A 23841-nucleotide genomic window follows, 5' to 3' on the forward strand; every position below is an offset into this window, starting at 1 on the left:
GGGCGGTGGGGGTGCGCCGGGTGCGGCGCTGTACGGGGGGTGACGGCGCGTGGCGGCGGGCGGCGCCCCGCGGCGGTCCACGGCGGGCCGGTGCCGGTACCGGCGGTAATCGGTCCGGTGCGCGGTGATCCCCTGGCCCGGCCGGTGACGTTCCGTGCGCGAAACAGCCGCCGGGGATTTCCGGGAGCCGCTTCCCCGGTGGCGCCGCGTGGCGAGGACATCGCAGGTCGGGGGGTGTGCGGCCGGTCGGTGGGGCCGGGACGGGCGGGGCGGAGGGGGTGCCGCCGGAAAGGGGCGTCAGCTCGGGTGAATAGAGAAATGGATCGGATCAGCTGAAAACACCGATGTGGTTCAGGCCGGGAAATCCGCCCGCCCCGCCACCGCCACCGGCCCGGTTCTGGGACCCCGTCACCTGCCGTGACCGGCAACGGAGTTCATTGACTTGGTTCGGGTCGCCGGGGATTATCGGTGCCTGTTCGACCGGGCCGGCGCACTCACCGAGGTGCACCGGCCGCTGTGACGGCCACCGCCGTTGGGGTCGGTGGGGGGAGGCTGCGCGCCGTCGTGCCCGCAGCCGGGAGAAGGACGTGCGCGTGCCCACTGTGCCCGAGCTCGTGGCGGCCCGCGCGGCCGCCGACCCGGACCGCACCGCCCTGCTGCAGGGCGACCGGGAACTGACCTACGGCGCCCTGCTCGACTGGGCCGACGCGCTGGCCGCGCGGCTGACCGGAGCCGGCGTGAGCGCGGGCGCCACCGTCGCGGTGGTCTGCGAACGCTCGATCGAGTACGTCGTCGCCGCGCTCGCGGTGCTGCGGGCGGGCGCCTGCTACCTGCCGGTCGACCCGGCCTACCCGGCCGAGCGCCGGGAACTGATGCTCGCGGACGCCGCGGTGGCCGAGGTGCTCGACGCCGCCGCCGTCACCGCCGCCCGCACCGCCGGCGCCCCCGCCGCACCCCGCCGTCCGGCCGGCTCCCCGGCCCCCGGCGACCTCGCCTACGTGGTGTACACCTCCGGCTCCACCGGCCGCCCCAAGGGCGTCGCCGTCGAGCACGCGAGCCTGCTGAACCTGGTCGGCTGGGTGCACGCCGCCTTCGCCCCCGGCCCCGGCGACCGCACCCCGCTGCTGTCGGCGGTCGGCTTCGACGCCTCGGTGCTGGAGCTGTGGCCCTACCTGACGGCGGGCGCCACCCTGGTGGTCGCCACCGAGCACGACCGGCGCTCCCCGGCCCGGCTGCGGGACTTCCTGGTCGACGCCGGGATCACCCTGGCGTTCGCCGCCACCCCGCTGGCCGAGGCCCTGACCGCACTGCCGTGGCCCGCCACCACCGCCCTGCGCACCCTGCTCACCGGCGGCGACCGGCTCACCGCCAGGCCCCCGGCCGGGCTGCCGTTCACCCTGGTCGACAACTACGGGCCCGCCGAGTCCACCGTGATCGCCCTCTCCGGCCGGGTCGACCCCGGCGACGGCCCCGCCACCATCGGCCGCCCGCTGCCCGGGATCACCGCCCTGGTCCGCGACACGGCCGGCACCGAGGCCGCCGACGGCGAGACGGGCGAGCTGTACCTCGGCGGGGCGGGCCTGGCCCGCGGCTACCTGGGCCGCCCGGAGCTCACCGCCGAACGCTTCACCGACGACCCGGCCGCGGGCCGGCTCTACCGGACCGGGGACCTGGTGCGCCGCCGCCCGGACGGCGCGTACGAGTTCGTCGGCCGGGCCGACGACCAGGTGCAGATCCGCGGCTTCCGGGTCGAGCCGGGCGAGGTGGAGGCCGCACTCGGCGCCCTGCCGGGCATCCTGGCGGCCGCCGTGGTGGCCGGACCGGACGCCACCGGCGAGCCCTGCCTGCGGGCGTTCTACGTCCCCGCCCCCGACGGCCCCGCCCCCGACGCCGTCCGCCGCGCCCTCGCCGCCCGGCTGCCCGCCCACCTGGTACCGGCCGCCGTCCACGCCCTCGACGCCCTGCCGCTCACCGGCCACGGCAAGACCGACCGGGCCGCGCTCCGGGCCCGCTCGGCCGGCGAACGGCCCCCGGCGGCGCCGCCGCGCACCCCCACCGAGGCACTGCTCGCGGACATCTGGTCGGAGGTGTTCGGCTTCCGGGTCGGCGTGGACGAGCCGTTCGACGAACTCGGCGGACACTCGCTGCGGGCGATGCGGATCGTCGCCCGGATCGCCGAACGCTGCGGCGCCGACCTCGCCCCGGCCGACCTGTTCGGCCGCCGCACCGTCGCCGACCTCGCCCGGACGGTCGACGCCCTGGCGCCCGCCGGCGGCCCCGGGCAGCCGCCGGCACCGCCCGCGCCGGCCGCCGCCGACGGCGACGCCCCGCTCAGCTCGGCCCAGGCCCGGCACTGGTTCATCGACCAGTTCGCGCCCGACCGGGCCATCTCCAACGTCTCGGTCGGCCTCACCGTCACCGCCGACCCGCAGCCCGGCCCCGCCGTCGACGAGCGGGCCCTCGCCGAGAGCATCGCCGAACTGGTCCGCCGCCACCCCGCGCTGCGCACCGCCTACCTCGACACCCCGGACGGCCCGCGCCAGCGGATCCTGCCCTGGACCGGCGGCGCCGACGACCTGGTCGAGACGGTCGACCTGCGGGACGCACCCGGCTCCGCCGCCGACCGCTTCGCCGCGCAGACCGCCCGGCCGTTCGACCTGACCGCCCCGCCGCTGCTGCGCGCCACCCTGGCCCGGACCGGCGAGCGGCGCTGGGAGATCTGCCTGACGATCCACCACATCGCCGTCGACGGACGCTCGGTGGAGATCCTGCTCGCCGACCTGGCCGAGGTCTACCCGGCCCTGGCCGAGGGCCGGCGCCCCGCCGACCGCCCGGCCGGCCCCGGCCCCGCCGAACCGGCCCGCTGGGAACAGGCCCAGCAGCACCGGCACCCCGCCCTGCTGGAGTACTGGACCCGCGCCCTGGACGGCGCCCCGCCGCTGCTCGACCTCACCCCCGGCGAGACCCGCCCGCCGCAGCCCGGCTTCCGCGGCGCTACCGCCGCCCGCCGCCTGCCGGCCGGGCTGCGCACCACCCTGGAACGGACCGCCCGGCGACTCGGCGCCACCCCGTACATGGTGCTGCTGGCCGGCCTGCTGACCGTGCTGCACCGCTGCACCGGGCAGCGCGACCTGGTGGTCGGCACCCCGGTCGGCGACCGGCCCAGGGCCGCCTTCGAGTCGACCGTCGGCTGCTTCGTCAACACCCTGCCGCTCCGGGTCGACCTCGGCGGCCGGCCGGACTTCGCCGAACTCGTCGACCGGGTCCGGGCGGTCACCGCCGGGGCGTACGCCCACCGGGCGCTGCCGTTCGAGCGGCTGGTGGAGGAGCTGATGCCGGCCGGGCGGCGGGCCCACCACCCGGTGTTCCAGGTGATGCTGGTGCTCCAGCAGCCCGAACTCACCGAGGTCCGGCTGCCCGGCGCCACCGTCCACTTCGACGGCGAACTCCCCGCCGAACGCGGCCGGTTCGACCTCACCGTGGTACTGGACCGGGACCGGCTGGCGGTGGAGTACGCCACCGACCTGTTCGACGCCGCCTTCGCCGAGCGGCTCGCCGACCAGCTGCTGCGGGTGCTCGCCGCCGCCGGCGCCGACCCGGCGCCCGCCCTGGACGCGATCGAGCTGCTCACCGACGCCGAACGCGAGCAGGTGCTGGCCTTCGGCCGCGGCGCCCCCGCCCGCCGCCCCGGCCCGGTGCACGACCGGATCGCCGGCCCGCCCACCCGCCCCGCCGTCGTCTGCGAGGACGAGAGCCTCGACTACGCCGGACTCGACGCCGCCGTCAACGGCCTCGCCCACGCCCTGGCCGGACACGGCCTGACCCCCGGCACCCCGGTCGCGGTCTGCCTGCCCCGCTCGGTCCACTCGGTGGTCGCCATGATCGCCGTGCACCGGGCCGGCGGCGTGTACGTCCCGATGGACCCGGCCTTCCCCGACGAGCGGCTGCGGCAGCTGCTCGCCGACGCCGCACCGCCGTTCGCGGTCTGCACCGACGGGCCCGGCGGCACCGCGGAACGGCTGCGGGCGCTCACCGCCGCGCCGCTCACCACCCTCGACGCCCGGCAGCCGGGCCGCACCGACCGGCCACCGGTCCGGGTCGGCGACGACGACACCGCCGACATCATGTTCACCTCCGGCTCGACCGGCCGCCCCAAGGGCGTCCTGCTGACCCACGGCGGCCTGGCCAACCTGGTGGCCGCCAAGGTCGAACTGTTCGACGTCCGACCCGACTCCACCGTGCTGCAGTTCGTCGCGTTCGGCTTCAGCGTCTCCATCTCCGACGTCTACATGACCCTCACCACCGGCGGCACCCTGGTGGTCCGCGGCGACGCCGACCTGGCCGGGGAGGACCTCGCCGCACTGATCCGCCGGCACGCCGTCACCAACCTGGTCCTGCCCGCCTCCGTCCTCGCCGCCTTGCCCGACACCGACCTGCCGTCGGTGCGCGCGATCACCGTCGGCGGCGAGGCGTGCAGCGCCGCCCTGGTCGACCGCTGGGCGCCGGGCCGCCACTTCGTCAACGCCTACGGCCCGACCGAGGCCACCACCGCCACCGCCGTCGGCGTCTGCCGCCCGGGCGGCGGGCGGCCCACCGTCGGCCGCCCGATCCCCGGCGCCCTGGTCCACCTGCTGGACGAGCACCACCGCCCGGTCCCCGTCGGCGTCCCCGGCGAGCTGTACATCGGCGGCGCGGGCGTCGGCCGCGGCTACCTCGGCCGCCCGGACCTGACCGCCGAACGCTTCCTGCCCGACCCGTTCGCCGAAGGCGGCGGCCGGATGTACCGCACCGGCGACCTGGCCCGCTGGCTGCCCGACGGCCGGATCGCCCTGCTCGGCCGCAACGACGACCAGGTCAACGTCCGCGGCGCCCGGGTCGAGATCGGCGACATCGAGGCCGCACTGCGCGCCCACCCGGCCGTCGCCGACGCGGCCGCCGCAGTCCAGCGCCACCCGGTCGCGGGGGAGCGGCTGGTCGCCCACCTGGTGCCCGCCGCCGACGCCCCCGCCGTCCCCGCCCCGCCCGCCGCCGACGGGCCGCTGGCGCCGCCCGCCGTCCGCGCCTTCCTCGCCGACCGGCTGCCCGCCCACGCCGTCCCCACCGCCTTCGTCACCCTGCCCGCCCTGCCCCGCACCAGCACCGGCAAGGTCGACCGGCGGGCCCTGCCCGACCCCGGCGACCTCCCCGGACAGCAGGCCGCCCGGCGCGGCCCGGCCGGGCCGATCGAGGAGATCCTGGTCGAGATCTGGACCGAGGTGCTCGGCACCGAACCCGGCGTGGACGACGACTTCTTCGCGATCGGCGGCCAGTCCCTGCTGGCCGCCGCCGTCGCCGCCCGGATCCGGGACCGCTTCGAGATCCCCTTCCCGGTCCGGGTCCTGTTCGACGAACCCACCATCGCCGCGCTGGCCGGCGCCGTCGAGAAGGCGATTGTCGAGGACCTCGGATGACCACCCTGGAACCCCCGGCGACCACCCTGGAACAGCGCCTGGCCGAACGGCTCGCCCGGGCCAGGGCCCGCCGCCCCGGCACCGCCCCCGCCTTCCCGCCCAGGCCCCCCGGCACCGTCCCGCTCTCCGGCGCCCAGCGGCGGCTGTGGTTCCTGCACCGCTGGGACCCCGACAGCGCCGCCTACACCATCCCGGTCGCCTGGCGGCTGCGCGGCCCGCTCGACGTGGCGCGGCTCGCCGGCGCGCTCACCGCCGTCGCCGCCCGGCACGAGATCCTGCGCACCCGCTACCCGCTGCCGGCCGCCGACGGCGGCGAGCCCACCCCCGTCGTCGACGACCCGGCGCCCGTCCCGCTGCCGGTTCGCGAGGTGCCCGACGGCCTCGACGCGGCGCTGCGCCGCGCGGTCGCCGAACCCTTCGCCCTGGACCTGCGCCCGCCGCTGCGCGCCGAACTGCTGCGGCTGGCCCCCGACGACCACGTCCTGGTGGTCTGCCTGCACCACATCGCCGCCGACGGCTGGTCGGTCGGCCTGCTGGCCACCGACCTCGCCGCCGCCTGGCAGCACGGCGGCCCGCTGCCGCCCGCCACCGGCTACGCCGACGTCACCCACGCCCGCCGCCACCTCACCCACGAACGCGAACTCGCCTACTGGCAGCAGCGGCTGGACGGCGCCCCGACCGTCCTCGAGCTGCCCGCCGACCGCCCCCGGCAGGCCGTCGCCGACGACGCCGGCGCCGCCCTGCGCTTCACCCTCGACGAGCCGGCCACCGCGGCCCTGCGCAGCCTGGCCGCCGAGACCCGGTGCACCACCTTCATGGTCCTGCTGGCCGCCTTCCAGACCCTGTGCGCCCGCTACGCCGGGGTGGACGACATCCTGGTCGGCACCCCGGTCGCGGGCCGCGACGAGGTACCCGAGGTGTTCGGCTGCTTCCTGGACACCATCGTGCTGCGCACCCGCTTCCCCGACGGCCTGACCGGCCGCCAACTGCTCGCCGGGGTCAGGGAGTCGGTCCTCGCCGACACCGCCAACAGCGCGCTGCCGTTCGACCGGCTGGTCGGCCGCACCACCCGGCAGGCCGGCCACCACCCGCTGTACCAGGTGCAGTTGGTGGCCACCCACGTCCCCCGGGTGCCGCTGCGCCTGGACGGCCTGGACGTCACCCACCAGGACGTCGAACCGCGGACCGCCAAGGTCGACCTCTCGCTGTCCGCCGAGGACCTGGGCGGCCCCACCGTCGAGATCACCGCGATGTACCGCACCGCCCTGTTCGACCGGCCGTCGGTCGAACGCTTCCTGCGGCAGTACGGCGGGCTGCTCACCGCCCTCGCCGCGGACCCCGACGCCCCCGTCGACCGGCTGCCCCTCCCCGCCGACGGGAGCGCCACGGCCCGCGCGCCGTGGCAGCCCGTCCACGACACCCTGCTGGACCGCTTCGACCACTGGGTCCGCACCCAGCCCGACCGGCCCGCCGTCCACGCCCCCGACGGCACCCTCGACTACGCCGGACTCGACCGGTCCGCCCGCACCCTCGCCGGACGGCTGCACGGCGCCGCCGTCGTCGCCGTCCACGCCACCCCCGGCACCGGCTTCCTCACCGCCGTCCTGGCCTGCTGGCGGGCCGGCGCCGCCTACCTGCCCGTCGACCCCGCCCTGCCCGAGGCCCGGCAGCGCGAACTGCTCACCGCGGCCGGCGCCGCCCTGCTGGTCTCCGGACCCGCCCACGCCCCCGTCGTCCGCCGCACCGGCGCCGACGGCACCCCGCAGCCCGGCCTCGCGTACGTGATGTTCACCTCCGGCTCCACCGGCCGCCCCAAGGGCGTCGCCGTCGGCCACGACAGCCTCGCCGCCTACCTGGCCGCCGTCACCCCGGTGCTCACCCCCGACCCGGCCGCCGCGCCGGCCGCCGAGCAGTACGCCGTCTGCTCCACCCTCGCCGCCGACCTCGGCCACACCATGCTGTTCGGCGCGCTGTGGGCCGGCTCCACCGTCCGGCTGCTCGACCCCGCCCTGGTCGCCGACGCCGACGCGCTCGCCGCCGCCCTCGCCGAACACCCCGTCGACCTGCTCAAACTGGTCCCCTCCCAGCTCGCCGCACTGCTCACCGCCGACCGGCCGGCCGACCTGCTGCCCCGGCGCTGCCTGGTGCTCGGCGGCGAGGCAGCCGGCTGGGAGCTGGTCGACCGGGCCGCCGCCCTGCGCCCCGGGCTGCGGATCGTCAACCACTACGGGCCCACCGAGACCACCGTCGGCGTCCTCACCCACGTGCTCTCGGACCACCCCGCGGCCGACCGCCCCCCCGCGCCGCCGCTCGGCCGCCCGCTGCCGCACGTCGAGGCGCTGATCCTGGACCGCCACGGCCGGCCCGTCCCACCCGGCGCCGTCGGCGAGCTGTGGATCGGCGGCCCCGCCGTCGCCCGCGGCTACCTCGACGACCCCGGGCGGACCGGCGAACGCTTCACCACCGACCCGGACACCGGCACCCGCCGGTACCGCACCGGCGACCGGGTCCGGCTGCGCGCCGACGACACCGTGGAGTTCCTCGGCCGCGCCGACCGCCAGGTCAAGATCCGCGGCTACCGGGTCGAACCCGGCGAGGTCGAGGCCGCCCTGCGCGCCGAGCCCGGCATCACCGACGCCGCCGTACTCGCCGCCGACGGCCGGCTGACCGCCTACCTGGTCGCCGACGCCCCGGCGGCCCTGGACGGCCTCGCCGACCGGCTCGCCGCCCGGCTGCCCGCCCACCTCGTCCCCGCCGCACTCGTCCCGCTCGACGCCCTGCCGCTCACCGCCAACGGCAAGGTCGACCGCGCCGCCCTGCCCGCCGCCCCGGCCCCCGCCACCACCGGCCGCCCGCCCGCCACCCGGCTGGAACGCGCCGTCGCCGCCGTCTACACCGAACTGCTCGGCGTCCCCGTCACCGACGCCGACGCCGACTTCTTCGCCCTCGGCGGCCACTCCCTGCTCGCCACCCGCGCCGTCTCCCGGCTGCGCCGCGACCTCGGCACCACCGTGGCCCTGCCCGTCCTGTTCGCCCACCCCACGGTCGCGGGCCTCGCCCGGCAGCTCGCCGCGCTGCGCCCCGGCACCGCCACCCACCCCCCGCTGCGCCCCGGCAGCCCGGTCACGGTCTCCTTCGCCCAGCAGCGGCTCTGGTTCCTCGACCAGGTCACCCCCGGCAACCCCGCCTACAACCTCCCGTACGCGCTGCGCCTGGACGGCGACCTCGACGTCCCCGCGCTGGCCGCCGCGCTCACCGCGGCCGCCGCCCGCCACGACAGCCTGCGCACCGTCTTCCCCGCCGCCGACGGCGCCCCCGCCCCCCGGGTCCTGCCCCCCGCACCCGTCCCGCTGCCCGTCACCGACCTGCGCGGCGCCCCCGCCGAACGGCTGCGCACCGAGGTCGACGCCGAGTTCCGGCACGGCTTCGACCTCGCCGCCGGCCCGCTGCTGCGGGCCCGGCTGCTGCGCATCGAGGACCGCGCCCACCTGCTGCTGCTGACCTTCCACCACATCGTCTTCGACGGCTGGTCGTACGCGCTGTTCGCCGACGAGGTCGGCGCCGCGTACGCGGGCACCCCGCTGCCGCCGCCCGGCGTCCAGTACGCCGACCACGCCGCCTGGCAGCGCGGCACCGACCACACCGAGGGCCTCGCGCACTGGCGCGAACTGCTGCGCGACGCCCCGCCCTTCCTCGACCTGCCCGCCGACCGGCCCCGCCCCGCCCGCCCGAGCCACACCGGCGGCGCCGTCCCCCTCACCGTCCCCGCCGAGGTGTCCGCACCCCTGCTGGGGATCGGCCGGGCCGAGGGCGCCACCGCCTTCATGACGCTGTTCGCCGCCTACCAGGTGCTGCTCGCCCGGTACGCCGGCACCGACGACCTGGTGGTCGGCGTACCGGTGGCCGGCCGGCACCACCCCGACGCCGACGACCTGGTCGGCTTCTTCGTCAACATGCTGCCGCTGCGCGGCCGGCCACGCCCCGACCTGACCTTCCGCGAGCACCTGCGGGCCGTCCGGGACACCTGCGTGGCCGCCTTCGGCCACGCCGAGGTGCCCTTCGAATGGCTGGTCGAGCAGCTCGCCCCGGTCCGGGACCCCGCCCGGACACCACTGTTCTCCACCATGTTCGCCCTGCAGAACATGCCCGCCCCCGTCTGGCGGCTGCCCGGACTGACCGCCACCGCGGCCGACGGCCCCACCGGCGTCGCCAAGTTCGACCTCTCGCTGATCCTGGTCGAGCAGCCCGACGGCCTCACCGGCGCCCTGGAGTACAGCGCCGACGTCCTCGCCCCCGCCACCGCCGAACGGCTGGCCGGCTACTTCGCCACCCTGCTGCGGGCCGTCGCCGCCGACCCCGACACCGCCCTCGCCGACCTGCCGCTCGCCGGCGCCGCCGAGCACCACACGGTCCTCACCGAGTGGAACGACGCCACCGCCGACCTGCCCACCGCCACCGTGCCCGAGCAGATCGCCGCCCACGCCGCCCGCACCCCGCACGCCACCGCCGTCGGCGACGGCACCCGCACCCTCGACTACGCCGCGCTCGACCGGCAGGCCGACGCCCTGGCCCGCACCCTGGCCGCCCACGGCGTCGGACCGCAGACCGTGGTCGGCGTCGCCGTCGACCGCACCACCCGACTGCCGGTCGCGCTGCTCGCCGTGCTGCGGGCCGGCGGCACCTACCTGCCGCTCGACCCCGACTACCCCGCCGAGCGGCTCACCCACATGCTCGCCGACTCCGGTGCCGCCGCCCTGCTCACCGACGACGGCACCGCCCTGCCCGGCGTCCCCTTCGACGGCCCGGTCCTCGCCCTGCACACCCGGGGCCCCGGCCCCGGCACCCCGGCGGCGCCGCCCGTACCGCTGCCCGCACCCGACCCCGACCGCACCGCCTACCTGCTGTACACCTCCGGCTCCACCGGCCGCCCCAAGGGTGTCGCCGTCCCGCACCGTGCCCTCGCCAACCTCCTCGGTGCGATCCGCCGCACCCTCGACGGCTTCGGCCCCGAGGACGTCCTGCTGGCCATCACCACCCTCTCCTTCGACATCGCCGGCCTGGAACTGTGGCTGCCGCTGGTCACCGGCGCCCGGGTCGAGCTCGCCGACCGCACCACCGTCCGCGACGGCGCCGCCCTCGCCCGCCGGATCGCCGACAGCGGCGCCACCTGCCTGCAGGCCACCCCCGCCACCTGGCGCCTGCTGCTGGAGGCCGGCTGGAACGGCGGCCCGCAGCTCACCGCCCTGTGCGGCGGCGAGGCCCTGCCCACCGACCTCGCCGCCGCCCTGCGCCCGCGGGTCGGCGCCCTGTGGAACCTCTACGGCCCCACCGAGGCCACCATCTGGGCCACCGCCCGCCGGATCGACGACGACGGCGAGATCACCGTCGGCCGCCCGCTCGCCAACACCACCGCGTACGTCCTCGACGACCGCCTGCGCCCGGTCCCGCTCGGCGCCGTCGGCGACCTGTACCTCGGCGGCGCCGGCCTCGCCCACGGCTACCACCGAAGGCCCGACCTGACCGCCGCCGCCTTCGTCCCCAACCCCTTCGGACCCGGCCGCCTCTACCGCACCGGCGACCTCGCCCGCCACCGCGCCGACGGCCAACTCCTGCTGCTGGGACGCGCCGACGGACAGATCAAACTCCGCGGCCACCGGATCGAGACCGGCGAGATCGAAGCCGTCCTCGCCGAACACCCCGACATCCGCCGCGCCGCCGTCGTGCTGCGCCCCGACCGGGCCGGCGAACCCCAGCTGGTCGGCCACCTGGTCACCACCCGGCCGCTCGACCCCGCCGAGGTCACCGCCTGGCTGCGCCGCCGCCTGCCCGCCCACCTGGTGCCCGCCCGGCTCGCCGCCATCGACGAACTGCCCCTCAGCCCCGCCGGGAAGCTCGACCGGGCCGCCCTGCCCGCCCCGCCCGACGAGACCCCCACCGGTCCCGTCGCCGCCCCCACCACCCCCGCCGAAGCGCTGGTCGCCGCCGTCTTCCAGGACGTCCTGGAACGGCCGGTCGGCCTCGACGAGGACTTCTTCGCCGCCGGCGGCGACTCCATGCGAGCCGTCCGCGCGGTCCGCCGGATCGACCCCGAACTCTCCGTCCTCGACCTGTTCGGCCACCCCACCGTCCGCACCCTCGCCGCACGCCTCGGCGGCCCCGGCCGGGCCGCCGACCTGATCCACCGGATGACCGGCACCACCGCCGAACAGGCCGAGGTCACCGTCCTCGCCGTCCCGTTCGGCGGCGCCGGCGCCATCGTCTACCGCGACCTCGCCGAACGGCTGCCCGACAGCTGGGCCCTGTACGCCGTCCAGCCGCCCGGACGCGACCCGGCCCACCCGGACGAGAGCGCCGAACCGGCCGCCGGCCTCGCCCGCCGCTGCGCCGAGCGGATCCTGCGGGAACGCCCCGGCCCGGTGGTCCTGTACGGCCACTGCGTCGGCGCCGCCCTCGCCACCGCGATCGAGGCCGAACTGCGCGCCGCCGGCCACCCCGTCCTCGGCCTGGTCGTCGGGGCGGCCTTCCCGACCGCCGAACTGCCGGGACTGCTCGGCCGCCTGGCCCGCCTCGCCCCCGGCCGCCGGCAGTCCGACCGCGCCCTCACCGACGGCCTGCGCGCCCTCGGCGGCCTCGCCGAGGACCTCCCCGAGCAGGAACGCCGGCTGCTGGCCGCGGCCGTGCGGCACGACGCCGTCGAGGCCGAACGCTTCTACGGCGCCCCCGCCACGGCCGGCCCCACCCCCGTCCTGGTGGTGGTCGGCGAACGCGACCGGGTCACCGAGTTCCACCGCGAACGCGCCCACGAATGGGCCGCCTACGGCTCCGCCGTGGACACCGCCGTGGTCCCCGGCGCCGGCCACTTCTTCCAGCGCGAACCCGCCCTCGCCGAACTGCTGCAGCAACGCGTGGAGCGCTGGCGGCGCGCGGAGGGACCGGCCGAACCGCCCGAGGTACCGCCGCCGGCCCGGCTCACCGCCTTCCTCACCGTCACCCTCGGCCAGCTGGTCTCGCTGGTCGGCACCGGACTGTCCACCTTCGCCCTCGGCCTGTGGGCCTACCGCACCACCGGCGCCGTCACCGCCTTCGCCGCCATCGCCGCGTTCGCGCTGCTCCCGGCCATCCTGGCGGCCCCCATCGCCGGCGCCGTGGCCGACCGCCACGACCGCCGCCGGGTGATGATCGGCTGCGACCTGGCCGCGCTCGGCGCCGGCGCGGCCGCCGCCGCCCTGCTCACCGCCGGGTCACTGCGGCTGTGGCAGCTGTACGCGGTGGTGATCGTGGGGGCCGTCGCCACCGCCTTCCGGCAGCCCGCCTACCTCGCGGCCGTCACCCAGCTCACTCCCAAGCGCTACCTGGGCCAGGCCAACGGCGTGGTCGGACTGGGCACCGCCACCGGCACCCTGTTCGCCCAACTCCTCGGCGGCGCACTGGCGGTGGCCGTCGGCCTGGCCACCGTGGTGTGGCTGGACGTGGCCTCGTTCGCGATCTCGCTCACCACCCTGCTGGTGGTCCGCTTCCCCGATCTCGGCTTCGTCCGCCGGGACGGGCCGCTGCTGCGGGAGATCACCGAGGGATGGCGCTTCCTGGCCCGCCGCCGCGGCCTGATCGCCCTCGCCGTCTTCTTCGCCGTCGCCAACGCGCTCGGTGGCGTGGTAACGGTCCTGGTCACCCCGCTGGTCCTGGCCTTCGGCTCACCCGCCACCCTCGGCATGGTGCTGGCCGCCCAGGGCGCCGGACTGCTGGCCGGCAGCGCCCTGATGGCGCTCTGGGGCGGCACCCGCCGCCGGGCCGCCGGCATGATCGCCTTCGTCGGGCTGTTCGCCGCCTCCGCGGTGGTGATCGGCCTGCGCCCGACCGCGTTCTTCCCGACCGCCGGCATGTTCGGCATCGGTGTCTGCGCGGCCCTGATCAACGCCCACTGGCTGGCCCTGGTCCAGCTCAAGGTCGGCCTCGACCTGCAGGGCCGGGTACTCGCCACCTGCCTGATGCTGGCCCGGCTGGTGATGCCGCTCGGCTACCTGGTCACCGGCCCGCTCACCGACCACGTCTTCGAACCGCTGCTACGCGACCCCGCCACCCTGCCCGGCACCCTGATCGGCGCCGTCCTCGGCACCGGCCCGGGACGCGGCATGGCCGCCGTCGTGGTCCTCACCGGCCTCGCCGCACTGGCCTGGACCGCCGCGGGCTACGGGTACCGGCCGCTGCGCGAGGCCGACGACTCACTTCCGGACTCCGGGCGGCCGACCGGCGCCCGCCCGGCCGACCCGCGGGACTCCTGATGCTCACCCACCCCGGCAGACCCGAGCACGCCCTGTTCACCGCCGCCGACCTGGAGCCGCCCGCCGCCGGGCTGCCGCCGCACGCCCGCCGGTACGCGGACGCACTGCGCGGTGTGCTCGGCTGGGCCCGGGCGTACCTGACCGCGCCGCACCCGGAACTCGGCCGCACCGGCCCGGTCTGTCCGTTCGTCGGCGCCTCGCTGCGCGACGGGCGGTTCCACCTGGCCCTGTGGCCGGGGCGGCCCGAGGACCGCGGGGAGGTGGCGGAGGCCGTCGCGCTGTACCGGGACTGGTTCCTGCGGCTGGCGCCGCCCGGCGGCGTCCGGGCGCAGTTCACCACCATCCTGATCGTCTTCCCCGACCTGCCGACCGCCGAGGCTCCCGAACTCGTCGACCGCACCCAGCTGGAGCTGAAGACCGCCTTCGTCGAGGACGGCCTGATGCTGGGCCAGTTCCACGACCTGCCGCCGGACCAGCCGGGCCTGTGGAACCCCGACTTCCGGCCGCTGCGCAGCCCGCTGCCGATGCTGGTGATCCGCCACATGGTGCCGACCGACCTGCCGTTCCTGCTGGCCGACCCGCGCCACCTGGCCGCCTACCACCGGCTGTTCGGCGACCGCGACCAGCCGGCCCGGCGCCCGGTGCGCTCCTGACGGTCTGCCGCTCCGGGCGGGCCCTGCGCGGGCCCGTCCGGAGCGGCGCCGCTCAGGTCGCGATGCCGCAGTACTGCTGCTGCTTGCCGATCGCCCGGTACACGCAGTCGGCGGTCTCCACCAGCCGCAGCACGGCCTCCCGGTTGCGGCTGGTCTCCCGTCCGATCACCTCGTCGGGCGGGTAGAAGCCGCTGCTGCCGTTCGGGCCCGGGTACATCTCGAAGGTGTACGCGAAGACCCGCTGGGTGCCCCACAGCCAGTCGTCGATCGCCCCGTCGGTGATGTACAGGTCGCTGGACTGCTCGGGGGTGTAGCCGTTGGTGCCGGCCATGGTGCGGCCGAGGGTGGCGAAGGTGTTGTACTCGTCGGCGGTCATGCCCGTGGTGGTGTTGGCGGTGGTCCAGCCGAACGGCCAGAGCACCAGCTGGCTGTAGGTGTGGAAGTCGATCGCCGCGGTGATCTGCTGCTTGCCGCCGACCACCCGGCTGCGCACGAAGTCGGCGACCACCTTGGTCTCCTTGGCGGACTCCGCCGCGCTGCCCCGGTACGTCTCGCTGGAGGTGGAGCCGGAGGAGCCGCCGCAGCAGCCCCACTTGTAGTTCCAGTTCCGGTTGAGGTCGGTACCGGCGCTGCTGCTGCCGGGGTTGGGCTGGCGGTCCTTGCGCCAGCTGCGGTAGCGGCCGGTGGCGATGTCGTACTCGCCGCCGTCGGGGTTGAGGTCCGGGACCACCCAGATCTCGCGGCTGTTGACGGCGTTCGCGATCCGGCTGTCGGTGGCGTACTTGTCGCCGAACTCGTGCAGCAGGTAGAGCGCCATCTCGACGGTGAGGTGCTCGCGGGCGTGCTGGTGGGCGGTGAACAGCACCTCGGGCTCGTTCTCGTCGGTGCCGACGTTGTCGCTGATCTTGATCGCGACGATCGCCCGGCCCTCGTACGAGGTGCCGATGACGCGCTTGCTCATGATGTCGGGGTGGGCGGCGACCACGGCGTCGATGTCGGCGGTGGCCTCGGCGTAGTTGTGGTAGCCGGAGTCCGCGGACGGGAAGTCGTACAGGGCGGCGCCCGCCGACTCCTGGGCGCCGTCGGCGCCGTCCTGCGGGCCGGGCAGCAGGGTGGCGGACCAGCCGAGCGCCCGCAGCCGGCCGGCTTCGGCGGCGGTGGCGGTGACCACCACGGAGTCGCTGCGGACGGCGTCGACGGAGGCGCCGGTGGCGGCGATGGCGGTGCGCTCGGCGACGGTCCGCGGGCCGTCGAGGACGTACTGCCGGGCGGTGTCCGCGCCGACGGCGGACCCGGCGGGAACCGGGTGCGCGGCGGCCTGGGTGGTGAGCGGTGACGCGAGGGCGAGGGCCAGCAGGACGGCGGTGGCCGCGGCGGGCTTCCCTCGACTGGGCAGTCGCATGACTGTCCTCCGGTGGGGGATCCGTAGGGACGGAACAGGGGAGGAGGTGCGGCGCGCGCCAGCATGATGGTCCGTCAGTGTCATGGTTTCGTCAAGACGGCAGGTTGCCGCAGTCCGCCGGGAGTCCGGCTCAGTGCGTCGGACCGAGGGCCAGGTACACCAGGGAGAGCGTGCCCATCGATACCAGCGTCGAGGACAGCACCGAGTCGCGGGCCACGGCCGTGCTCAGCCCGTACTCGCGGGCGTAGACGAAGGCGTTCTGGGCGGTCGGCAGCGCCGAGCAGAGCACCACGGCCAGCAGTTGATGGCGGGGCAGGTGCAGCAGCGGGCCGCCGACCGCCAGCGCGACCAGCGGCTGGACCAGCGTCTTCAGGGCCACGGCCACGCCGACCTCGGCCCGCAGCCCGGGGCCGGCCCCGGCCCGGCGGCCGTGCAGCGACATGCCGAGGGTGAGCAGCGCGGTCGGGACCGCCGCCGCGCCGAGCAGTTCGCCGGGCCGGGCCAGGAACGGCGGCAGCCGCCACCCCGCGGCGGAGACCAGCACACCGAGGGCGGAGGCCAGGATGACCGGGTTGCGGACCGGCATGGTGAGCAGCCGCCGCAGCGGGCCGGGCGCCGCCGTCCCGGAGCCGGCCGCCGCGCGGGCCGGCGCGGTGCCCGCGTCGAGCAGGGCGAGGATCACCGGGGACACCAGCAGGACCTGGAACAGCAGGATCTGGGCCACGAACGAGGCGTCACCGAGCACCTGGACGGCCACCGGGATGCCGAGGTTGGCCGAGTTGACGTAGCCCGCCGCCATCCCGCTGATCGCCCGGTCGGCCGGGGCCCGGCGGAACAGCACCCGGCCCGCCAGGAAGCCCAGCCCGGCGGTGAGCACCGTGCCCGCGGCGAAGGCCAGCATCGCGGCGCCCACCAGGCCGGCCGGGCGGGCCCCGGCGAGCATGGTGAACAGTGCGGCGGGCATGGCCACATGGAAGACGAACCGGCCGAGCACCGCCTCGGCCTGCTCCCCGAGCAGGCCGGTCCGGGCGATCAGCAGGCCGACGGCGGTGAGCACCCAGATCGGGGCGAAGCCGGCGAGCAGGGACTGCATGGAACCTCGGCTGGGATCGTTCGGGCACGGGCCGTCGGCAGCAGTCTGCCAGGCCCGTGCCCGGTGGTCCGGTGCGGGGTTCGGGTGGGGCCGGCCGGGGCCGGTCCCGGCCGGTCAGGGGAGGTTGAGCACCTGGCCGGGGTGGATCAGGTCGGGGTTGGTGCCGACCGTGGGGGAGTTGCTCTCGTAGAGGTGCTGCCAGCCGCCCAGCGTCAGGCTGTTGGAGATGGTGGAGAGGGTGTCGCCCGGGGCGACGGTGTAGGTGGTCGCGGGCGCCGGTGCGGTGGCCGCGGGCGTGGTGGTGGCTGCTGCGGTGGCGGCCGTCGTCGCCGTCGCCGTCGCCGTCGCCGTCGCGGCCGGGTCCGGCGTGGCCGGCTGCCCGGTGGTGGCGGGCGCGGTGGTGCCGGAGGCGCCCGGCACCGGCAGGCCGGTGGCGGGGGTGGTGGTGGCGTCCGGGCTCGGCGAGGTGGTGGGGGTGGTGGCACCGGTGCCGGGCGCCGGGGTGGTGCCCGGGGCCGGGGTGACCGGGGCGGCCGTGGTGGGGTCGACCGGGGTGGTGCCGGGCACCGTGGTGCCGGGCAGGTCGGTCGGCAGGCCGCCGGGCTGGGCCGGGGCGGCGGGCGGCAGCTCACCGGTGGTCCCGGTGGTTCCGGGGACGGCGGGGGTCGCGGAGGGTTCCAGGTACGGCAGCACGAAGTGCGGGACGTACCCGCCGTCGCCCCGGACCGGGGTGGACGCGTCGAGGCTGGGCACGCCCGGGTCGGCGGCGGGCGGGGTGTCGACCACCGGGGCGGGCAGGCCGGCCGCCGGGCCGCAGGTGGGCCACAGGCTGGAGCCGCGGGCCGCGAGCAGGCGCTCGGCCACGATGATCTGCTGCTGCGGGGTGGCGTGGTCGGGCTGCGCGGCGAACTCGTCGCCGCCGTACGCGGCCCAGGTCCGCAGGGTCAGACCGAGGCCGCCGTACGTTCCGGTGCCGGGGTTGCCGTGCCAGTCCCCGTCGGTCTGGCACTGGGCGACCGCCTGCCAGGTGTCCGGCGCGACGGCCGGTGCCGCGTGCGCGCCGGTCGCGGTGAGCAGCGGGAGCGCGAGGCCGACCCCGGCGACGCCGGCGGCCGCGACGGCCCGGTCGGCCTGGGTGGGACGGCGGTGACGCCCGGAACCCGAAAACACCATCAGTTATCCCTCTCCGCACGCCTGCGAGGTGAGCTGTCGGGTTCGGGCCGGGAGGTGGCCCGGCCGCGCGTCGGGCGCGGCTTCACCCCGAGCCGATGGGGGTCGGCGCAATAACCTGGGTCCCCCGCCCCTGCCCAGGGTGTCCGGTCGTCCCGGTGGCGCGGTGGGCAGGGTTGGGCGTGCCGCGTTCCGGGCGCCCGCAGCGGCGGGCTGCCTGGGAGATTAGAGGGATCAACACCTCAATAACAAGCCTGCATACCGAGCATCACACAATCATCACGGTTGACTTCGGGGCCCTCGGCGGGAACCGCATGCGGCGCGTGCCGGAACCGTCCGCGACCTGCAACGGAGGTTCGGTGACGCACGGTCGGCGGGCCCCGCGCGGGCCGCTCCTCGAATGATTGGGAAACTTTCCTAACCGAAGTCATTGACCGTGCTCGTTCAGGCGTCGATTCTGAACGGTACTCAGGCCCCTCCTCCCCCGGGGAGCCCAGGCCGAGCGCTGTGCACTCCCGGACCCCCACCCCCGCTGTGAGGAGAGAGATGAGCACGCTCTCACGCAGGTCCGTCCTCGGCGCGGCCCTCGCCGGCGCCGCCGCCGCGCTACCGTCCACCGCCCGGGCCGCCGCCCCGGGCCCACCGCCCACCGCCCCGGCCGCCGCCGGGTCCGGCCTCTCGGTCGACTCCTGGCACCTGCGCTGGTCGCCCTCGGCCGCGGCCGACGGCCTCGCCGCCTTCGAGACCGTCGAGGACGACCGGGCCGGCTCGCACCCCGCCGGACACCCGCACATCCGCACCGAGGGCGACGCCTTCCGCTGGGACATGCACCTGGTCGACCGCGACTCCATGACGGACCGCCAGCGCCAGGAGGTGACCGGCATGCGGACCGGCCCCGGCTCCTTCCTGGAGTGGAAGCCCGGCCAGACCTGGCGCGCCGCCTACGCCCTGTTCATCCCCGGCTCGCTGCGGGCGACCACCTCCTTCACCCACATCATGCAGCTCAAGCAGCCCGGGGACGGCACCTCGCCGATCCTGGTCCAGTCGCTGCGCCGGGTCTCCGGCACCCCGACCGTCGAACTCCAACTGCCCGTCGCCGGGGTCCTGGTCGGCCGGACCCCGCTCGAGCCGCTGCACGACCGCTGGATCGACGTCGACCTCCAGGTCAGGGTCGGCGACGGGACGTCCGGTTCGGTGCGCTGGATCCTGCGCAGCGCGGGCGCCGTGGTGACGGACGTGACCAGGACCGGCGTCGACACCTTCCTCGCCGACCGGGTACGGCCCAAGTGGGGGATCTACCGTTCGCTCGGCGACACTTCCGGATCCCTGCGCGACTGCCACCTGCTCACCACCTCGATGCGCGGTTACCAGCTGGTGTCCGGGTCGAGCGGCGTCTACCGGGCCGAGGAGGCCCGGCTCTCGCAGGGCGTCCTGGACACCGGGCACCGCGGCTACACCGGCGCCGGCTTCGTCAACCTGTCCGACGCCGCCGGCAGCCACGCCGAGTGGACCCTGCACTCGGCCGCCGCGGCGAGCGCCACGCTGACCGTGCGCTACGCCAACGGCACCGCCGCCGGCCGCCCGATGGACGTCACCGTCAACGGCGCGCGGGCCGCCGCGGTGTCCTTCCCGCCCACCGCCGACTGGGACACCTGGGCCGCCACCTCCCTGCCGGTCGCCCTCCGGGCGGGCACCAACACGGTCCGGCTCACCGCCACCGGCGCGGCCGGCGGCCCCAACCTCGACCGGATCGAACTCCGCTGACCCGAAGGACCGACCACCCGTGCAGATCTCCCACCGCAGCCGGCCCCGCCGCCGCGCGGACCCCGTACCGGTCCACCGGGACCGTCGTCCGGCACCAGGGCCGAGGAGTCCCCGATGAAGCACCTGCACAGCATCGGCGCCGCAATGGCCGCCGCCGCCCTCCTGACGGCCACCACGGTCGGCGCCGCGCCGACGGCCTCGGCCGCCGCCACCCGGTACGAGGCCGAGTCCGCGACCGTCACGCTCGGCGCGGTGGCGTCCGACCACCGCGGCTACTCGGGCACGGGCTTCGTCAACGGGGACAACGTGATCGGCAGTTCGGTCGACCGGCACGGCGACGTGGCCGTCAACGGGACGGTGGTATCGGCCGCCCGGTCCTTCCCGTCCACCGGGACCTGGGACGACTGGGCCACCGCCACGGTGACCGCCGCGGTGGACGCCGGCGCCAACCGGGTGCGGCTGACCTCGACCAGTGCCGCCGGCCTGCCCGACCTGGACAGCCTGGACGTCGAACCGACCGCGCCCAGCGCCGATTACCAGGCCGAGGACGCCGCGCTCACCCGGGCGGCCGTCGCCACCAACCACACCGGCTACACCGGCACCGGGTTCGTCGACTACACCAACGCGGCGGGCTCGGCCGTCGAGTTCACGGTGAGCGCCACCGCGGCCGGCACCGCCCCGCTGGCCTTCCGGTACGCCAACGCGGGCACCACCGACCGGCCGATGGACATCGCCGTCAACGGCACCGTGGTCGCCGCCGGCGTCTCCTTCCCGTCCACCGCCGACTGGAACACCTGGGCCACCAGGACCGTCGGCGCGCCGCTGCGGGCCGGTTCCAACACCGTCCGGGCCACCGCCGTCACCGCGTCCGGCGGCCCCAACCTGGACCGGCTGCAGGTCGGCACCGCGGCCGACACCACCGCCCCGACCCGCCCCGGCACGCCGTCCTGCTCCGGCCTCACCCCGAACGCCCTGACCCTGTCCTGGGGCGCCGCCACCGACGACGTCGGCGTCAGCGCCTACGACCTCTACGAGCACGGCAACAAGATCGCCGAGGCGCCCGGCACCGCGACCGGGCAGCGGCTCACCGGCCTCGCCCCGGGCACCACCTACACCCTGGCCGTGGTCGCCCGGGACGCGTCCGGCAACGCCTCACCCGCCAGCGTCGCGACCGAGTGCACCACCCCGGCCGGCTCCGACCCGCCGCCCAGCCGGCCGGGCACCCCGGCCGTCTCGGCGGTCACCTCCACCGGCGCAACCCTCAGCTGGGCCGCCTCCACCGACGACCGGGGCGTGGTCGGCTACCAGGTCCGAAGCGGCGCCGCCGTACTGGCCACCGTGGCCGGCACCCCGCCCGCCACCACCACGGCCGTCACCGGTCTCGCCTGTGACGCCCCGTTCACCCTGACGGTGGTCGCCGAGGACACCGCGGGCGGCTGGTCACCGCCGTCCGCCCCGGTCTCCTTCACCACCGGCGCCTGCCGATCCGACGGCGGCGTCCCGGGCTCCCCGTCCGTGCTCTCCAGCGGCTGGACCGTCCCCTGGGGCATCGCCTGGCTGCCGGACGGCAGGAGCGCGCTGGTCACCGAACGGGACAGCTTCAAGGTCTTCACCCTCACCACCGGCGGCACCCGCACCCTGGCCGGTACGGTGCCCGACGCCGTCACCACCAACGGCGAGGGCGGCCTGCTCGGGGTCGCGGTCGACCCCAACTGGTCGGGCAACCACTACGTCTACTTCATGCACACCGCGGCCGAGGGCAACCGGATCGTCCGGATGACCTGGACCGGCACCTCGCTCGGCGGCTACACCGTGCTGCTCCAGGGCATCGGCAAGAACCAGTACCACAACGGCGGCCGGCTCGCCTTCGGCCCGGACGGCTACCTCTACGCCTCCACCGGCGACGCCGAGACCCCCGCCGACGCGCAGGACAAGAACTCCCTGAACGGCAAGATCCTGCGGCTCACCACCGCCGGCCGGCCGGCCCCCGGCAACCCGTTCGGCAACTACGTCTACAGCTACGGCCACCGCAACCCGCAGGGCCTCGCCTTCGACCGCAACGGCCGCCTGTGGGAGGCCGAGTTCGGCAACGCGAAGCGGGACGAGCTCAACCTGATCAAGCCCGGCGCCAACTACGGCTGGCCGACCTGCGAGGGCGACTGCACGGTCGCCGGCATGACCAACCCCAAGGCGAGCTGGCCGGTCGACCAGGCCTCGCCGAGCGGCATCGCGATCGTCCGCAACGTGGTCTACATGGCCGCGCTGCGCGGTGAGCGGATGTGGCGGATCCCGATCAACGGCGACTCGGAGAGCGTCTCCACGCCCACCTCGTACTACGTCGGCACCTACGGCCGGCTGCGCACGGTCGCCAAGGTGCCGGGTGCGGACCAGCTCTGGCTCACCACCACCAACGCCGACAACAACGGCGGCGCGGCCGACGGCGCGGACAAGGTCTTCCGGATCGCGATCGGCTGACCCGGCGTACGCGCCCGCGGGGGCGTGGGGGGAGCGCGACGGCTCTCCCCGCGCCCCCCGGGTCAGTTCCCGGCCTCGGCCGGGCCGTCCGGCCGCTTCTCGGCGTGGGGCTGCTTGAGCTTGCGCCAGACGGTCTCCAGGGCCTGGATGTCCGTCTCGTCCAGGAGCCCGCTGAAGACCGGCCGGAGGATCTCCCGGCGGGCCGCGTCCGCCTCGGCGAAGGTCCGCCGACCGTGCTCGGTCAGCGCGATCCGCACCGAACGGGCGTCGGAGGGGGAGGGGCTGCGGGCGACCAGGCCGCGGGCCGCGAGCGCGTCCACCACCCGGGAGACCTGGCTGCGGCTGAGCATGGTGCGGGCGCCGAGGTCGGAGGCGGCCACCGGCTCCGGCTGGCCGTTGAGCCAGAGCATCACCTCGAACCAGGACATCGGCAGGCCGTGGGTGCGGGTCAGCTCGCGGTCCACGTGCGCGGCCAGCGTGGTGCCGGCCCAGACCAGGCCGTAGAAGGCGTGGTCCTGGTCGGACAGGGGCCCCAGGGAGAGCTCGGCGCGCGTCATGACCGCATCGTACTTGCTTGCGTGTGCGCGCACACAGTATTAGTGTGTGTGTACACGCAATCGGCTGGGATGACCGACCTCAGCCGGTCGACCGCCCTCCGACCCCGAACGAGGTACCCCCATGTCCAGCACCGCCCCCCGCGACGCCACCACGCCGAACCGGACCGTCCTGATCACCGGCTGCTCGTCCGGCATCGGCCTGGCCGCGGCCGTCGCCGCCGCCCGGGCCGGCTGGCTGGTGGTCGCCACCATGCGGGACCTCACCCGCTCCGGCGCCCTGGAGCGGGCCGCCGCCGAGGCCGGCGTCGCCGAGCTGGTCCAGGTGCGGCAGCTGGACGTGACCGACCCCGCGTCGGTGGCTGCCTGCGTCGCCGGCGTGATCACCGAGCACGGCCGACTGGACGCGGTGGTCAACAACGCGGGCGCCGGCCACCTCGGCACCATCGAGCAGGAGACCGTGGCGGACGTCCGCGCGGTGATGGAGGTGAACTTCTTCGGCGTCGTGGAGGTCACCCGCGCCGCCCTGCCCCACCTGCGGGCCTCCGGCGGCCGCCTGATCGCGGTGAGCAGCGTCGGCGGCGTGGTCGGCCAGCCCTTCAACGAGGCGTACTGCGCGGCCAAGTTCGCCGTCGAGGGCTTCCTGGAGTCGCTCGCCCCGGTGGCCGCCGCCCAGGGCGTCGGCGTGACCCTGGTCGAGCCCGGCGCCGTGGCCAGCGAGTTCGTGGCCAACGTCGGCGTCGACCTCGAGGCCGTGCTGGGCGCCGCCGGCCCGTACGCCCCGGCCCTCAAGGGCTACCTCGACCGCACCACGGCCGCCTTCGCGAACGGCGCGCAGTCCGCCGAGGGCGCCGCCGCCACCATCGTCGACGCGCTCGGCGCGGACCGTCCGGCACTGCGGGTGCAGACCTCCGAGGCCGCCCGGGCCTTCGTCGGGCTCAAGCTGGCCGACCTCGACGGGTCCGCCGTGCTCGGCGCCACCACCACCTGGGTGTCCTGAG

10 protein-coding genes, 1 pseudogene and 1 riboswitch are annotated in these 23841 nt (G+C 76.4%); of the genes and pseudogenes, 7 read left to right on the forward strand and 4 right to left on the reverse strand.

The window, feature by feature from the left end:
• The first annotated feature begins 593 nt into the window (after positions 1 to 593).
• From AB0D08_RS05870 to AB0D08_RS05880, 3 genes are read left to right on the forward strand one after another with little or no spacing between them, the layout of a single operon-like run.
• Positions 594 to 5450 (forward strand): amino acid adenylation domain-containing protein, encoded by a 4857-nt coding sequence (locus tag AB0D08_RS05870; protein WP_359886351.1) that lies wholly within the window; start codon positions 594 to 596, stop codon positions 5448 to 5450.
• Entirely contained in the window at positions 5447 to 13729 is an 8283-nt protein-coding gene (locus tag AB0D08_RS05875; protein WP_359886353.1) for an amino acid adenylation domain-containing protein, read from the forward strand. Before AB0D08_RS05870 ends, AB0D08_RS05875 begins: the two co-directional genes overlap by 4 nt.
• Positions 13729 to 14382, forward strand: a complete 654-nt coding sequence (locus tag AB0D08_RS05880; RefSeq protein WP_051812803.1) for a DUF6875 domain-containing protein — start codon at positions 13729 to 13731, stop codon at positions 14380 to 14382. Before AB0D08_RS05875 ends, AB0D08_RS05880 begins: the two co-directional genes overlap by 1 nt.
• A gap of 52 nt (positions 14383 to 14434) precedes the next feature.
• Here AB0D08_RS05880 and AB0D08_RS05885 read toward each other — a convergent pair whose 3' ends face one another.
• From AB0D08_RS05885 to AB0D08_RS05895, 3 genes are all read right to left on the reverse strand, one after another.
• Positions 14435 to 15784, reverse strand: a complete 1350-nt coding sequence (locus AB0D08_RS05885) for a M14 family metallopeptidase (RefSeq protein WP_033821394.1) — start codon at positions 15782 to 15784, stop codon at positions 14435 to 14437.
• A 130-nt stretch (positions 15785 to 15914) separates the two neighbouring features.
• Complete coding sequence (locus tag AB0D08_RS05890) at positions 15915 to 16877, reverse strand: AEC family transporter (protein ID WP_033821395.1); 963 nt, start codon at positions 16875 to 16877, stop codon at positions 15915 to 15917.
• 114 nt (positions 16878 to 16991) lie between these two features.
• Positions 16992 to 18050 (reverse strand): transglycosylase family protein, encoded by a 1059-nt coding sequence (locus AB0D08_RS05895; protein WP_359886357.1) that lies wholly within the window; start codon positions 18048 to 18050, stop codon positions 16992 to 16994.
• Between the two features lie 4 nt (positions 18051 to 18054).
• Positions 18055 to 18209, reverse strand: a riboswitch (cyclic di-AMP (ydaO/yuaA leader).
• Between the two features lie 384 nt (positions 18210 to 18593).
• Here AB0D08_RS05895 and AB0D08_RS05900 point away from each other — a divergent pair.
• From AB0D08_RS05900 to AB0D08_RS05910, 3 genes and pseudogenes are all read left to right on the forward strand, one after another.
• Positions 18594 to 19424: pseudogene (locus AB0D08_RS05900) on the forward strand (hypothetical protein); the annotation flags it as partial.
• Positions 19404 to 19811 carry a carbohydrate-binding protein gene (locus AB0D08_RS05905; RefSeq protein WP_233289318.1) on the forward strand — a complete coding sequence of 136 codons (408 nt, stop codon included), beginning with the start codon at positions 19404 to 19406 and terminating at the stop codon, positions 19809 to 19811. The pseudogene AB0D08_RS05900 and the gene AB0D08_RS05905, both read left to right, overlap by 21 nt.
• 114 nt (positions 19812 to 19925) lie before the next feature.
• Complete coding sequence (locus AB0D08_RS05910) at positions 19926 to 22286, forward strand: PQQ-dependent sugar dehydrogenase (RefSeq protein WP_359886360.1); 2361 nt, start codon at positions 19926 to 19928, stop codon at positions 22284 to 22286.
• A 62-nt stretch (positions 22287 to 22348) separates the two neighbouring features.
• Here the strand turns inward: AB0D08_RS05910 and AB0D08_RS05915 are convergent, their stop codons facing one another.
• Positions 22349 to 22843 carry a MarR family transcriptional regulator gene (locus tag AB0D08_RS05915; RefSeq protein WP_051813973.1) on the reverse strand — a complete coding sequence of 165 codons (495 nt, stop codon included), beginning with the start codon at positions 22841 to 22843 and terminating at the stop codon, positions 22349 to 22351.
• Between the two features lie 121 nt (positions 22844 to 22964).
• Between AB0D08_RS05915 and AB0D08_RS05920 the strand changes: the two genes are divergently transcribed.
• Positions 22965 to 23840, forward strand: coding sequence for an SDR family oxidoreductase (locus AB0D08_RS05920; protein WP_359886363.1), 876 nt, complete (start codon positions 22965 to 22967; stop codon positions 23838 to 23840).
• Position 23841: the final 1 nt, after the last annotated feature.

Source organism: Kitasatospora sp. NPDC048540, from assembly GCF_040651175.1.
In the GTDB taxonomy this organism is placed as follows: domain Bacteria; phylum Actinomycetota; class Actinomycetes; order Streptomycetales; family Streptomycetaceae; genus Kitasatospora.